At 48.0% G+C, this 15,109-nt stretch carries 13 protein-coding genes; 12 read left to right on the forward strand and 1 reads right to left on the reverse strand.

All coding sequences use genetic code 11. From position 1 onward, the window contains the following. Positions 1–7: 7 nt before the first annotated feature. Positions 8–967, reverse strand: coding sequence for a magnesium/cobalt transporter CorA (gene corA, locus AADZ70_RS18925; RefSeq protein WP_016936755.1), 960 nt, complete (start codon positions 965–967; stop codon positions 8–10). 106 nt (positions 968–1,073) lie between these two features. Here corA and AADZ70_RS18930 point away from each other — a divergent pair, with 106 nt between their 5' ends. From AADZ70_RS18930 to glvA, 12 genes are all read left to right on the forward strand, one after another. Then, a complete protein-coding gene (locus tag AADZ70_RS18930; protein ID WP_342007478.1) occupies positions 1,074–1,937 on the forward strand; it encodes a DNA-3-methyladenine glycosylase in 864 nt (287 codons plus the stop codon). A 144-nt stretch (positions 1,938–2,081) separates the two neighbouring features. Continuing rightward, positions 2,082–3,482, forward strand: coding sequence for a 23S rRNA (uracil(1939)-C(5))-methyltransferase RlmD (gene rlmD, locus AADZ70_RS18935; RefSeq protein WP_016936752.1), 1,401 nt, complete (start codon positions 2,082–2,084; stop codon positions 3,480–3,482). A 481-nt stretch (positions 3,483–3,963) separates the two neighbouring features. Then, positions 3,964–4,263, forward strand: a complete 300-nt coding sequence (locus AADZ70_RS18940; RefSeq protein ID WP_016936751.1) for a YfzA family protein — start codon at positions 3,964–3,966, stop codon at positions 4,261–4,263. 618 nt (positions 4,264–4,881) lie between these two features. After that, complete coding sequence (locus tag AADZ70_RS18945; protein WP_029575235.1) at positions 4,882–5,865, forward strand: tRNA-dihydrouridine synthase; 984 nt, start codon at positions 4,882–4,884, stop codon at positions 5,863–5,865. Between the two features lie 189 nt (positions 5,866–6,054). Continuing rightward, positions 6,055–6,507: a DUF6884 domain-containing protein gene (locus tag AADZ70_RS18950; RefSeq protein WP_342007479.1), complete on the forward strand. Its 453-nt coding sequence runs from the start codon at positions 6,055–6,057 to the stop codon at positions 6,505–6,507. Positions 6,508–6,779: 272 nt separating this feature from the next. Next, a complete protein-coding gene (locus AADZ70_RS18955; protein WP_016936748.1) occupies positions 6,780–7,766 on the forward strand; it encodes a thiamine pyrophosphate-dependent dehydrogenase E1 component subunit alpha in 987 nt (328 codons plus the stop codon). A gap of 18 nt (positions 7,767–7,784) precedes the next feature. After that, positions 7,785–8,813, forward strand: a complete 1,029-nt coding sequence (locus tag AADZ70_RS18960) for an alpha-ketoacid dehydrogenase subunit beta (RefSeq protein ID WP_016936747.1) — start codon at positions 7,785–7,787, stop codon at positions 8,811–8,813. A gap of 14 nt (positions 8,814–8,827) precedes the next feature. After that, entirely contained in the window at positions 8,828–10,021 is a 1,194-nt protein-coding gene (locus AADZ70_RS18965; protein WP_342007480.1) for a dihydrolipoamide acetyltransferase family protein, read from the forward strand. 14 nt (positions 10,022–10,035) lie between these two features. Further along, positions 10,036–11,415, forward strand: a complete 1,380-nt coding sequence (lpdA, locus tag AADZ70_RS18970) for a dihydrolipoyl dehydrogenase (RefSeq protein ID WP_342007481.1) — start codon at positions 10,036–10,038, stop codon at positions 11,413–11,415. 107 nt (positions 11,416–11,522) lie between these two features. Continuing rightward, a complete protein-coding gene (locus AADZ70_RS18975; protein ID WP_342007482.1) occupies positions 11,523–13,331 on the forward strand; it encodes a sigma-54-dependent Fis family transcriptional regulator in 1,809 nt (602 codons plus the stop codon). A gap of 65 nt (positions 13,332–13,396) precedes the next feature. After that, positions 13,397–13,579 (forward strand): small acid-soluble spore protein H, encoded by a 183-nt coding sequence (locus AADZ70_RS18980; RefSeq protein WP_016936743.1) that lies wholly within the window; start codon positions 13,397–13,399, stop codon positions 13,577–13,579. Between the two features lie 171 nt (positions 13,580–13,750). Further along, positions 13,751–15,100 (forward strand): maltose-6'-phosphate glucosidase, encoded by a 1,350-nt coding sequence (gene glvA / locus AADZ70_RS18985; RefSeq protein ID WP_045925445.1) that lies wholly within the window; start codon positions 13,751–13,753, stop codon positions 15,098–15,100. The last annotated feature ends 9 nt before the right edge of the window (positions 15,101–15,109 follow it).

A 15,109-nucleotide genomic window follows, 5' to 3' on the forward strand; every position in this document is an offset into this window, starting at 1 on the left:
GCCGTTCTTACTTGAAAATATTAAACCAGCCTTTGCGGGCGAACCAAAACAGCATGGCGGCCACAAGAACGGCCATGACGCCCAAAACGATAAAATATCCGTATTTCCAGTGAAGCTCGGGCATGTTATCAAAATTCATACCGTACACCCCCGCGATGAACGTCAGCGGTATAAAGATGGTCGAGACGATGGTTAACGTCATCATAATGGCGTTCATCCGGTTTGAATTCAGCGTTACGTAACTGTCCCGCAGATCTGACGTCATATCACGGTTTGACTCGATCAGCTCAGCGAGTTTTAACAGGTGGTCATAAATATCACTGAAATATGCCTTCGTTTCACGGCTTTCTTTTACATGGTCAAGGCTCAAAATCCGGTACATTAAATCACGCATCGGAATGATCGTCCGTCTCAGGTTCAAAAGATCAGTCCGCAATTCAAATACTTCATTCATTAAAGTGCCGTAAGATTTATGTGTTCTGCTGTCTTCAATCTCATTCAGCCGGTCTTCAATTTTGTACAGCACAGGGAAATATTCATCGACAAGCTGATCCATAATCATATAAGTGATATGTCCGGGCCCTTTTTTGGCTAATCCCGGAGAAGCGAAAAACCGTTCTCTCACCCTTGAGACACCGGGCGATTCGTGCAAATGGAAGCTGACGATGAAACGGTCGGACTGAAAGATGTCCACCTCTTCCATTTCCAGTGTGTCCGGGTTTAAAGCGTGGAGCACATAAAAACGGTAACCGTCATAGTGGTCGATTTTCGGCCGCTGCATGTGCTGAAAGCAATCCTCGATCGCAAGCGGATGAAAATGAAAATAATCCCGCAGCAGCTCGGTCTCATCATTCTCGGCGCCGAAAAAATCAACCCAGTACCATGCGATGTCCGGTTGTTCTGTACGTGATAGGGGGATATTATCTAATATCTCATTATGTGTTGTGATTGCGGTTATATGTATCATAAACAACCCTCCGCCTGCCATTATATCATGCGGCGTTATGAAGAAAAGTATACGAATTGCCGCCGGGCCGCTTCATGATATACTTGGACAAAAAGGGGTGGAGCATATGTGGGAGGAAACGGTTTCGGTCACGCCGCCGTATCATTTTGATAAAGTGCTTGAAAGGCTGTCACTCGATCCGCTGAATGCGGTCGATCGTAAAGCAAGATCAATCAAAGTGCCGCTCAGAACACGGGACGGCAAACTGTCCGTCATCACGGTTCAAGCGGAAGGCACCGCCGCAGACCCGGTTTTTCTCGTCAGCGGAGAAAGTGACCGCGAGGAGATGATTGAACGGATCAAACACATTTTTCAGTGGGAGCAGCCGCTTCAGCCGGTGCTTGATCATTTCTCAAAAACAAATCTGTCGGCGCTTTTTGAGGAGCATGCGGGAACCCCGCTCGTCTTAGAATATGACGTCTACAACTGTCTTATGAAATGCATCATCCACCAGCAGCTCAACCTGTCCTTCGCTTTTACGTTAACGGAACGGTTCGTCCATGCCTTTGGTGAACAAAAAGACGGCGTCTGGTGCTATCCCGAACCGAAAACGATTGCGGCGCTTGATTATCAGGACTTGCGGGAGCTCCAGTTCAGTATGAGAAAAGCGGAATATGCGATTGACATTTCACGGATGATTGCAGAAGGAGCGCTCAATCTGGCGGAACTTTCCCATCTATCAGATGAAGACATTATGAAAAAGTTGATCACCATCAGAGGCATCGGGCCGTGGACCGTCCAAAACGTCCTCATGTTCGGCCTCGGCCGCCCGAATCTGTTTCCTTTGGCGGACATCGGCCTGCAAAACGCTGTCAAACGCCGCTTCGCCCTTGAGGATAAACCGTCAAAAGACGTGATGCTCCAGGTAAGCAGCGAATGGGCGCCTTATTTAAGCTATGCGTCCTTATATTTGTGGAGAAGTATTGAATGAAAACCGCCTTGATCATTTTTTGGAAACTTCCAATGAAAAACATGAAGGAACCGCCGGCTGCATGTTATACTGAAAAGATGCGGTATTTCAAATCAGCCGTTTTCCCATGAGGAAGGCTTTATATAGAAACGGAGAGAAAAAAACGTGAATCAACATCAAAAAAAGGCGCCTGCCGAATTGAAAATCGGACAGACATTTCCGCTGACCATTAAACGTCTAGGCATTAATGGAGAGGGCGTCGGTTATTTTAAGAAAAAGGTTGTCTTCGTTCCCGGCGCTCTGCCCGGCGAAGAAGTCGTTGCCGAAGCGACAAATGTGCAGCCGAAATTTTCAGAAGCACGCATCAAAAAAATCCGCAAGCCGTCTGAACACCGCGTCACACCGCCATGTCCGGTCTATGACCAATGCGGCGGCTGTCAGCTTCAGCATCTGGCATACACCCAGCAGCTTCGCGAAAAACGCGATATCGTCATTCAATCTTTGGAACGTCATACGAGATTCAATGCCGAAGAAATGAACATTAAAGAAACGATCGGAATGGACAACCCGTGGAATTACCGGAACAAAAGCCAGTTCCAAGTCGGACGCTCGCAAAGCGGCAGCATCATTGCCGGCTTATACGGACTTGACTCCCATAAAATTGTTCCGATCAAGGAATGCATTGTCCAGCATCCGGCGACAAACAAAACAACGGGTATCGTCCGCCGCATTTTGGAAAAACACAACGTATCTGTTTATAACGAACGGACCAAAAAAGGCGATGTCCGCACGATCGTGACGAGAGTCGGTTTTGAAACAGGCGAAGTGCAGGTCGTGCTTGTCACTGCGAAGGAGACACTGCCGAATAAAGACGAAATCGTCAAAGCCATTCAAAACCGTCTGCCGGAAGTGAAATCGATTATTCAAAACATCAACGGCGCGCGCACGTCCGTCATTTTCGGTGACAAAACAAAAGCGCTGGCCGGAAGCCATGCCATTCAAGAGGTGCTCGGCGACGTGTCATTTGAACTGAGCGCCCGCGCTTTCTTTCAGCTCAACCCTGAGCAGACGGTCAAGCTGTATGACGAAGTGAAACAAGCGGCGCAGCTGACCGGAACAGAGAAAGTCGTTGACGCGTATTGCGGCGTCGGTACGATCGGCATGTGGGTCTCAAGCGGTGCAAAAGAGATCCGCGGCATGGACGTCATTAAAGAATCAATTGATGATGCGAAGAAGAACGCTAAAAAACACGGCATCAAAAACGCGGCATATGTCACAGGAACAGCCGAACACTGGCTCCCGAAATGGGCGAAAGAAGGCTTCCGCCCTGACGTGGTCATCGTCGACCCGCCGAGAACCGGCTGTGACAGAACATTTTTAGACACCATCAAAAAAGTAAAACCGAAACGCTTCGTCTACGTATCCTGCAATCCTTCCACACTGGCCAAAGACTTGCAGGCGCTGTCGAAAGACTATCGCGTCGAATATATTCAGCCTGTGGATATGTTTCCGCAGACGGCTCATGTGGAAGCTGTGGCGAAGCTTGTGTTGAAATCGTCTCACTAAAATTAAACAATTTCTCATCAGATCTGGATTTCGGCAGAATGAACATTGCCGATTTCCGGATCTTTTTCATGTGCGGATTATTATTTTAACTGACGAAAAGAGTTGAAAAAACGTGAGATAAGCGAATGAAAACAGCTAATTTCGAGTATAAAAGTATGGGAATAGGGTTCGGCAGGAAAAGTACATCGTAAGAGGGAAGAGATTTTACTACTCCGAACGTGCCGGCATAACTCTATCCAGTTCTCAAATCCGTTATATCGGCAGCCAATAATAAAAATTGATCGTTTCAAAAAAGAATTTTATAACAGTTAAAACTCTAACACTTATCGTTCGATGATAATCATTGAAGGTTGGAATTAAAACAGTTCACATACAGACTTATGAAAGTGGTGAGAAAAGAAGTTGGCACATCTGCTGCTTCATAATATAATGATTTTAGATGGACACTCAGTAAAAATATTGCAGAAAAGGAAACTGATAAATGGATAAAGTAAACAAAAAACGATCGTTATATAAAAGAAGTTGGTTTCTCACGGTTTTGGCATTTTTAGTTTCACAGTTTTATTTTAACTTTGTAGAATTAACGGGATGGGGTCCTAAGTATAGAGAAATGAATGGATTCCCAGCAAATATAGTTGAACTGGATTTCTTTCAAAAATATCTTTCATTCTATGATAATCCATGGTTTAATATTATCACTGTTTTCTTGGGGGTTTACACTGTTATACAAATCATCACAGGTATAAAAAAGGATATTCGAAAAGTAGACTGCGGAACTTAGTCAGCAGTCTATTTTATTGGTTTTGGATCAGGATTACCAAATCGAAACCTTATCCAAACATATATAGATGATTTCTGGCGACGCCTTATAAATGTAATTATTTTTTTATGCAGATATTTTGTTTATAAGTAATAACTTTAAAACTAAAACGTTATAAAGATATTGACATATGGCCAATTATTTTGCATTGGTAATAGGGAGAACTCATATGATATTCTATTTAGGCTGGAATTCTTTTTATCCAAAAAGTTCATAAGTAAGGCCGCTAAGAAAGATGAAGGTCAGCGCTAATATTAATAAACCACAATATAAATAAGGTGCAGTTAATCATCACACTTTTTCTCTTAGAACCTATTAAAGGTTAAGGAGTTTGACTGAGTTGATCAGAAATGAACGGTATGGGGATGACTATAGCGATAGTCTATTACGTTAACTCAATTAATGTGTTCTGCTTCAGTTTGCTTTTTCACTTTTTCACGTGTAAAAAGTGAAATGTTCAAAATTTACTATCGTTTGATAAGAAATGCTTTCGCGTGCTATAAGTGTAAAAGGAAAGCATGGTCAGTTTTTTAATAAATGATGCAGCCGTATTCCCTAATGAAAGGATATGAATTTGTTATGATAGATAATTTCTGGCGTGAATTGCCGCGGCCATTTTTTGTACTGGCGCCAATGGAAGATGTGACGGATGTCGTTTTTCGCCATGTTGTGAGTGAAGCTGGCAGGCCTGATGTGTTTTTCACAGAGTTTACAAACTCAGAAAGCTATTGTCACCCGGATGGGAAGGATAGTGTGCGCGGCCGTTTGACTTTCACAGAGGATGAACAGCCGATGGTAGCCCACATATGGGGAGATAAGCCTGAAAACTTTCGCCAAATGAGTATTGGGATGGCGGAATTAGGGTTTAAAGGGCTGGATATCAATATGGGCTGTCCTGTGCCTAATGTGGCGGGGAACGGAAAAGGAAGCGGCCTGATCTGCCGTCCTGAAGTTGCAGCCGAATTAATACAGGCAGCAAAAGCGGGAGGACTGCCGGTAAGTGTGAAGACCAGACTTGGCTACACGGATGTAGACGAATGGCGCGGCTGGCTGACACACGTATTGAAACAGGATATTGCTAACCTTTCCATTCATCTGCGCACCAGAGCGGAAATGAGCAAAGTAGATGCGCATTGGGAGCTCATCCCGGAAATCAAGAAACTTCGTGACGAGATAGCGCCAGATACCCTTTTGACGATCAATGGGGATATTCCTGACCGGGAAACCGGGTTAAAGCTTGCCGAACAATACGGTGTTGACGGGATTATGATTGGACGAGGCATTTTTACAAATCCATTCGCTTTTGAAAAGGAGCCGAAAGAGCATAGCAGTAAGGAATTGCTTGATCTTTTGAGACTGCATCTTGATCTTCATGATGAATATTCAAAAGAAGAAGCTAGAGCATACAAACCGCTCCCTCGCTTTTTCAAGATTTATCTCCGCGGATTCCGGGGAGCAAGTGAATTAAGAAATCAATGCATGAATACAAAGTCAACAGATGAAGTGCGTGCATTGCTCGATAACTTTGAGAGAAAGTATCTTGATGGGATGGAGCAAGAGTGACATAAACAATTCCTCATCCGGCCCGGATTTCAGTATGAATTCCGGGTCTTTTTGTGTGCAGCCTTTACCCCGCCTGCACCCTGATTACAGAAAGCAGATCTATGTCCCGTTCCCCTGACGTTTTATCATGCGTAAATCAGCAGATAATGGTACATTGATATGAGAAACTGCATAAAGGGGGAGAGAAAAATGAAACGACTGTGCATTATCCCCTGCGGCAAGAAAAAAATCTGGGACGTCAATCCGGATACAGGGCCGGTAAAGGCGGAGGACGCCTATCTCAGTCCGTTTCATCAGGCATGCGAGCGATACGCGAAAGCTTTTTTCGATGAGTGGGTGATTTTGTCGGCAAAACACGGATTCCTTCGTCCGGATGATATGGTTCCCGGAAATTACGATGTCACTTTTGGAACCGGTCATCCGGAGATCATGGTAGCGGAGGAGCTGCAGCGCCAATTTTGTGAAAAAGGCTTTTCTGACACCGTTGAAATTGTCATGCTTGGCGGGAAAAAATACCGAAGCGTCCTAAACGCCGTCATCGGAGAGCATCAGCATGTCAGCTGGCCACTGTCATCGTACAAAGGCATTGGCTACATGCTTCAAGCGCTGAATAAGGCTCTAGAAGAAAAGCATGAACTGTAACAGCCATTCAGACAAGCAGTGCAGAAGTATGAAGCTGTTAAAAGATTTCCGAGGAAATAAATACGTCGATCATTGTCAAAGACCGGGTGATGTCCGGTCTTTTTTGTATGCCTGAAAACGAGACAAATGGATATAGATCGAGACAAAATGAGACACCTGTACCAAACTGTCTCACAGTATAAAATAAAAACATTGATTTTACGGGCTTTAAAAGCTGGCACACTTCTTGCATTTATAAATATGAACCCTAAATAGAAGGAGGCGCACAAAAAATGGAATTGTTAAAACGAGAAGGCTTGTCATTAACTGAGGAGAAAGCGCTGTGGATGTACCAAAAGATGCTGGAAATCAGGGGCTTTGAAGACAAAGTCCATGAACTGTTCGCGCAGGGAGTGCTTCCAGGATTCGTCCATTTGTATGCCGGTGAGGAAGCGGTAGCTGCAGGGGTGTGCGCTCATTTGAATGACGGAGACAGCATTACGAGCACACACAGGGGACATGGCCATTGTATCGCCAAAGGCTGTGATCTGGATGGTATGATGGCGGAAATATTCGGGAAAGCGACCGGACTGTGTAAAGGCAAGGGCGGTTCTATGCACATTGCGGATCTGGATAAAGGCATGCTCGGCGCAAACGGAATTGTAGGCGGAGGATTTACGCTTGCCTGCGGATCAGCGCTGACAGCTAAATATAAAGGGACTAATAATGTAAGCGTTTGCTTCTTTGGAGACGGCGCAAACAACCAAGGTACGTTTCATGAGGGGCTCAATCTGGCGGCTGTATGGAATCTTCCTGTCGTGTTTATCGCAGAAAACAATGGCTACGGAGAAGCGACGCCGTTTTCGTACGCGTCGGCCTGTGATTCTATTGCCGACAGAGCGGCGGCTTACCGGATGCCCGGCGTAACTGTGGACGGAAAAGACGTGCTGGCCGTTTATGAAGCCGCAGAAGAAGCGGTCACGCGGGCGAGAAACGGCGGAGGGCCGTCATTAATTGAATGCATGACTTACAGAAATTACGGCCACTTCGAAGGAGACGCCCAGACGTATAAGCCGAAAGAGGAAAAGACGGATCACTTAGACCGTGATGCAATCAGCGCTTTTAAAGCATATCTGCTTCAGGAAAAGACAGCGGAACAAAAGCTTGCCGATATTGAAAACAATGTGAAACAAGCGGTTGAAAAAGCGGTTTCTTTCAGTGAGAAAAGCCCGTATCCGAGCGAATCTGAGCTTCTGACTGATGTGTATGTGAGCTATTAAAAAAGGGGGAATGTTGAAATGGCAAGAATCGTGAGCATGTCCGATGCAATCAATGAAGCGATGAGACTTGCGATGCAAAGAGATGAAAATGTGCTGTTAATCGGTGAAGATGTGGCCGGAGGCGCGGATGTCGACCATTTGCAGAATGATGAAGCATGGGGCGGCGTGCTTGGTGTGACGAAGGGGCTTGTTCAGGAATTCGGGAGAAGCAGGGTGCTTGATACGCCGATTTCTGAAGCGGGCTACATGGGAGCGGCCATGGCTGCGGCCTCTACCGGACTCAGACCGATTGCCGAGCTGATGTTCAATGACTTTATCGGAACCTGCTTTGATCAGGTGCTTAATCAGGGGGCAAAATTTCGCTATATGTTCGGCGGGAAAGCCCAAGTGCCGATTACAGTGCGTACGACTTACGGAGCGGGTTTCAGAGCGGCCGCCCAGCATTCTCAAGCCATGTATGCTCTGTTTACAAGCATTCCCGGCCTGAAAACCGTCGTCCCTTCAAATCCGTATGATGCAAAAGGACTTCTTCTGGCTGCGATTGAGGACAATGATCCGGTGTTCTTTTTTGAAGACAAAACGTCCTACAGCATGACAGGCGAGGTGCCTGAAGGATATTATACGATCCCGCTCGGCAAAGCCGATATTAAACGCCAAGGCGGCGATGTGACACTTTTTGCAGTCGGCAAGCAGGTGAATACGGCGCTGGAAGCCGCGGAAGAGCTGTCGAAAAAAGGGATCGAAGCAGAGGTGCTTGACCCCCGCAGTCTGTCCCCGCTTGATGAAGAGGCTATCCTTGCGTCACTTGAAAAAACAAACAGGCTGATCATTATTGATGAAGCCAATCCGCGCTGCAGCATTGCGACAGACATCGCGGCGCTTGCTGCGGATAAAGGCTTTGACCTGCTGGACGCACCGATAAAACGAATCACGGCCCCGCATACGCCTGTTCCGTTTTCACCGGTCTTAGAAGATATTTATCTTCCGGCGCCGGCCCGTATCGTAAATGAGACGCTTGAGCTTTTAGGAGAACCTTTGGCGTATTAAAGGAGGGATAAAGAATGGCTGTAAAAGTAGTGATGCCGAAGCTTGGAATGGCGATGAAAAAAGGTGAAGTATCCGTCTGGAATAAAAAAGTCGGCGACCCGGTTGAAAAGGGAGAAAGCATCGCTAGCATCAACTCTGAAAAAATAGAAATGGACATTGAAGCGCCTGAAAGCGGCACGCTTCTTCATATTAAAGTCAAAGAGGGAGAGGGAGTCCCGCCGGGAACGGCCATCTGTTATATCGGGGAAAACGGCGAAGAAGTGCGGGAAAAAGAGACACCGGCGCCTGAAAATGAAGGGAAACCGCAAGCTGAACCTGAAAATATTCCCGCTCCCAAAGCCGGGCAAAAGCGTAATCACCGCGTGAAAATATCTCCCGTTGCCCGAAAAATGGCGGAGAAAGCCGGATTGAAAGTCGATACGCTGAACGGGACGGGGCCCGGAGGCCGAATTGTAAAAGCTGACGTCATCGAGGCCATGAAGACGGAAGCTGAACCGCAGTCTTCGGTTCAGACGGCACAGCCGGAGGGGAAACCGGCTTCAGCGATGAGAAAAGTGATTGCAGACCGAATGCACAAAAGCCTGCAAAACAGCGCCCAGCTGACGCTGACCATGAAAGCCGACATTACAGAGCTGTTGAAATGGCAGCGGCAGCTCGCTGACAGTGCGAAAAAGCGGAGCGGAGTTAAGCTGACAGTCACGCACTTCGTATCCCGGGCGGCGGTACTTGCGCTGAAACAGCATCCTGAACTGAACAGCTCTTATCAAGAGGAGCGGATCATCACCTATCCATATGTCCATCTCGGGATGGCGGTTTCGCTTGAAAACGGCCTTGTCGTGCCGGTGATCCGGGATGCGGAAAAGCTTTCATTCCTTGAGCTTGCGGATCACATCAGCACATCTGCACGGCGGGCGCGGGAAGGCAATGCTTCCGGCGATGACCTTTGCGGATCGACATTTTCTATTACAAATCTCGGGGGTTACGGAATTGAGCATTTCACCCCGATTCTTAATCCGCCTGAAGCCGGTATTCTCGGAGTAGGCGCAAGCTATGAAACGCCGGCGTTCAAAGGAGATGAGCTTGTCAAAAGCACCATCCTGCCGCTGAGCCTTACTTTTGATCACAGAGTATGTGACGGCGCCCCGGCCGCGGACTTCCTGAAAACGGTCAAAACATTGCTTGAAGAGCCTGCCGGATTGATTTTATAGAGAGAGGTGAAGAAATGAAACTAGCCATTATCGGCGGCGGGCCGGCCGGATATGCAGCAGCCGTGACTGCCGCGCGGAGGGGAGCAGAAGTCGTCCTGATAGACAAAGGACCGCTCGGGGGTACGTGTCTCAATGAAGGGTGCATCCCGACAAAGTCGCTTTTGGAAAGCGCAAATGTGCTTGATAAAATCAGGCACGCAGATACATTCGGCATCGAACTCCCGCAAAACATTACACTCAATTGGGCCCGCATGCAGGGGCGCAAACGGCAAATCGTCAGCCAGCTCGTGCAGGGAATTCAATACTTAATGAAAGCAAATCAGATTAAAGTCATCCGCGGGACTGCTTCATTTCTCACAGATCAGACGCTGCTGATTGAAGAAGAAGAAGGTGCAAAAGACATTCTGGAAGCGGACCGGATATTGATTGCATCCGGATCTGAACCGGCGGAGCTGCCGTTTGCCCCTTTTGACGGCAATTGGGTGATCGACAGCAAAGATGCGCTTTCTTTGCAGCACATTCCTTCCTCTCTTCTCATTGTCGGAGGAGGTGTAATCGGCTGCGAGTTTGCATCTTTATTCAGCCGGTTTAAAACGAAAGTAACCGTGATTGAATCGGCTGACAGGCTGCTCCCGGCAGAAGACGGAGAAATCGCGGCCGCTTTTGAAGACTCTTTAAGAGAGAGCGGGGTTGATATTCAGACGAAAGCCGCCCTACAGCGGATTGACAGAGAAAGGAAAACTGCTGTGTGGACACAAGACGGCAAAGAAATTGAGGCCCGGGCTGATCACATTCTGGTTGCAATCGGCAGAAAACCGCGTTTGCAAAAGCTGAACATGGAGCAGGCAGGCATCCGGTATTCTCCGCGCGGCATTGAAGTCAATGACCATATGCAGACAAACGTGCCGCATATATATGCATGCGGCGACGCGGCCGGAGGAATGCAGCTGGCGCATGCCGCTATTCATGAAGGCATCACCGCCGCTTCGCATGCCACGGGAAAGGACAGCAAAGTCGATATGCGGGCGGTGCCCCGCTGCATTTATACATCGCCGGAAATGGCAGCTGTCGGACTGACGGAAACGCAGGCGAGAGAGAAATACGGAGATGTGAAAATCGGAGAATGCTCATTTTCCGCTAATGGAAAAGCGTTAATTAAACATCAGCACGGCGGCAAAATGAAAATCATTGCCGAACCGGAATTCGGAGAAATCGTCGGCGTGTCAATGATCGGACCGGACGTAACAGAATTGATCGGCCAGGCGGTCATGCTGATGAACGGTGAAATGACGGCGGATATGTCAGAGCACTTGATCGCCGCGCATCCGACTCTTTCGGAAACACTTCAGGAAGCTCTGCTGAATGTCACCGGACTTGCGGTGCATTCCGTGTAGCCGGGATACCCTTTCTCAGATTGAGAAGGGGTATTTTTTATTGAAAGCGCTTTACTTTTCCCCTACAATATATGAAAAGATGGTCTGAACAGGGGGGAGCGGATACGATGAATGTCATTCGGAATGATTTTAAAACCTGGAAGCGTTTTGTGAAAGAAGGCGTGCTCGATGAATCCCGTATTCAGAAGCGGGTGGCCGCCTCATGGCACCGCTGCAAAAAAGCCGACGTCAACCCTTATCTGGAAAAGGGGCCGAAGGTAATGCCGGCAGATCATTTAGAAAGGCAGGCCGAAAAGCATGCGTTATTTTTGGCGGCCTCGTCGCCGCATGCAGAAAAAATGAAGACAGCGATGCGGGAAATGGAAATGATGGTTCTCCTGATTGATGCCGACGGCGTTGTCCATTCAGTTAACGGCCACCCGCGCACCATTCATGAAGCGAACCGCATCAATTTCTTAAAAGGCGCCTGCTGGACGGAGACGGCGGTCGGCACGAATGCGATCGGGACGGCCCTTTATACGAATGAACCGGTCATGATACACGGCTCTGAACATTATTCGCTCGCTTCCCATCAGTGGAGCTGTTCCGCCGCTCCGATCCGTTATGAAGACGGGCGGCTGGCCGGTGTCATTGATATTTCCTGCCCTGCCGCCCGCGCTCAGCCATTTATGCTCGGAATTGCTTCCTCCATCGCTTATACGGCGGAACGGGAGCTTGCCTTAAAGATGAAGATGACAGAACTTGATATGATCGGAAAATTTGAGGAACTCACCAAGTCTCATGAACCGATCGTGCTTTGCAATGAGATCAATCGGATTATCGCCGCAAGCCGCCCCGTTCAGCATTTAACCGGGCAAATGCTGCGCGAGCTTGAGGAACAGGGCTTTCAGATCAAGCGGGCGAAACGGGAGGAGAACGGCTTCACATGCTTTTATGTAACCGAACGAGAAGAAAAGCCGTCTTTTATATTTCATGGCGCGGCAGGCGAAAGCCCGTCATCCCGACATATGCTGCAGCAGCTGGAGCTTGTCGCCCGAACGGACGCAACCGTCTGTCTGACCGGAGAAACCGGTACGGGAAAGGAGGTTGCCGCCCGGGCGATTCATAACAACAGCTCCCGAAAAAACGGCCCGTTTATCGCAGTGAACTGCGGAGCGGTCCCCGAGAAGCTGATTGAAAGCGAACTGTTCGGCTACACGGAAGGCGCCTTCACCGGAGCCAAACGGAAAGGACAGATCGGCGCATTGCAAAAAGCCGATAAAGGCACACTTTTCCTCGATGAAATCGGAGAAATATCACACTCCATGCAGGTCGCTCTGTTACGCGTGCTGCAGGAACGGAAGGTCACTCCGATCGGCGGGACGAAAGAAATTCCCGTTGACATCAGAATCATCACCGCCGCCCACACTGATCTGAGACAGCTTGTCGAAAGCAAAAAGCTGAGAGAGGATTTATTTTACCGGCTTCATGTCTGTCCGATCCATCTCCCGCCATTAAGAGAACGCACCGAAGACATTCCCGGCCTCTTCTTTGAATTTCAGCGGAACCGCGGCTGGCCGGGAGAGCTTCCTGATGATTTTTTAGACATCTTAAAGAACCGCAAATGGCTGGGGAATATCAGAGAATTGTTTAATGTGTTTGAACGTCTGTCCGTCATGTTCCCGGACGGAAGACTGTCAGGGCGCCCTCTCCCATCTCTGCTTGAAGCGTCAGGCCTCACAGAAGAGTCTCAGTCTTTTAGCCAAGAAGAAGCGCCCCCTGTTTCCATCCGGGAGCACATTCAGAAAAACATCATCGTAAACGCGCTTGAATCGGCAAAGGGAAATGTCACGCTGGCCGCTAAAATGGCGGGAATTCCGCGGAGCACGTTTTACAAACGCCTCAAAAAATTCAAACTCACCGCCGGACAATTGTAAGAAACAAGCATACTTCTCTTGGCTGCCGGACACGTTATGTGTGAGGCCCAAAGGAGGTTTGAGACGTGAACACACAGCGTGCGAAAGACATTGCTGAATCCGCTGCCATGGCGTATGTGACGTATGAAGGCGTCCCGATTTATATTCAGCATGTCAACGAGGACAAGGAAACGGCCAGGATTTTTCCGATCGGAAATCCTCAATTTGAGCAGGAAGTGCAGCTTTCTGATTTACAAGAGCATTTTTGAGACACAGGTCTGCTGATCACAGCAGGCCTTTTTTGTTCCTGTGAGAACTTTCCCGCTTTTTGAGAAAAATAACTAAAAATGATTAAATGATCTAACTCCCACAAACCCGGTACAGAGAAGCCATTCTCATGATATAAATAAAATGTAAACGTTATCAGAGGAGGGCTTCACATGACAGACAAATCATTCTCAATCGTTATTGCAGGCGGCGGCAGCACATTTACCCCCGGAATTGTATTAATGCTTTTGAATCACCTGGAAGAGTTTCCGATCAGAAAGCTGAAACTTTATGACAATGATAAAGAAAGGCAGGAGCGGATTGCGGGTGCGTGTGAGGTATTCATAAAAGAAAAAGCGCCGGACATTGAATTTTTGGCGACTGATGACCCGGAGACGGCTTTTACGGATGTTGATTTCGTCATGGCGCATATCCGCGTCGGGAAATATGCGATGCGCGCGCTGGATGAACAAATCCCGCTGAAGTACGGTGTCGTCGGGCAGGAAACATGCGGGCCGGGCGGAATTGCATACGGCATGCGGTCTATCGGCGGCGTTCTGGAAATCCTTGATTATATGGAAACGTACTCGCCTGACGCATGGATGCTGAATTACTCCAATCCTGCGGCGATTGTGGCCGAAGCGACACGGCGCCTCAGACCGAATTCAAAAATATTGAACATCTGTGACATGCCGGTCGGAATTGAGGATCGCATGGCGAACATTCTCGGATTATCGTCAAGAAAAGAAATGAAGGTCCGTTATTACGGCTTGAACCACTTTGGCTGGTGGACGTCCATCACGGATCAAGAGGGCAATGATTTAATGCCGAAGCTGAAAGAGCATGTCCGTGAATACGGCTACGTTCCGAAGACGGAGGCTGAACAGACCGAAGCAAGCTGGAATGACACCTTCAAAAAGGCGCGCGATGTTCAGGCGGCCGATCCGGATACGCTTCCGAACACATATCTGCAATATTACTTATTCCCTGATGATATGGTGAAAAAATCAAATCCGAATCATACGAGAGCCAACGAAGTCATGGAAGGGCGCGAAGCTTTCATTTTCAGCCAATGCGATATGATTACGCGCGAGCAGTCATCGAAAAACAGTGAAATTACAATTGACGACCATGCTTCCTATATCGTCGATCTTGCCCGGGCCATCGCTTACAATACCGGCGAGAGAATGCTGTTAATCGTTGAAAATAACGGCGCGATCGCAAACTTTGATCCGTCAGCCATGGTTGAGATTCCTTGTCTCGTAGGTTCAAACGGACCGGAACCGCTCTCCGTCGGGAATATTCCGCAATTTCAAAAAGGCCTGATGGAACAGCAGGTATCTGTCGAAAAACTGACGGCTGAAGCATGGGAAGAGCGGTCATTTCAAAAGCTGTGGCAGGCGCTGATCCTGTCAAAAACAGTGCCGAATGCCCGTGTGGCAAGACTGATTCTTGAAGATCTGATGGAGGCTAATAAGGATTACTGGCCTGAGCTTGATGTAAGTCCGTCTCATATTTCCTGATGACAATCT

The sequence above is a fragment of the Bacillus sp. YBsi01 genome (genome assembly GCF_038406745.1).
Taxonomy (GTDB): Bacteria; Bacillota; Bacilli; order Bacillales; family Bacillaceae; genus Bacillus; species Bacillus siamensis.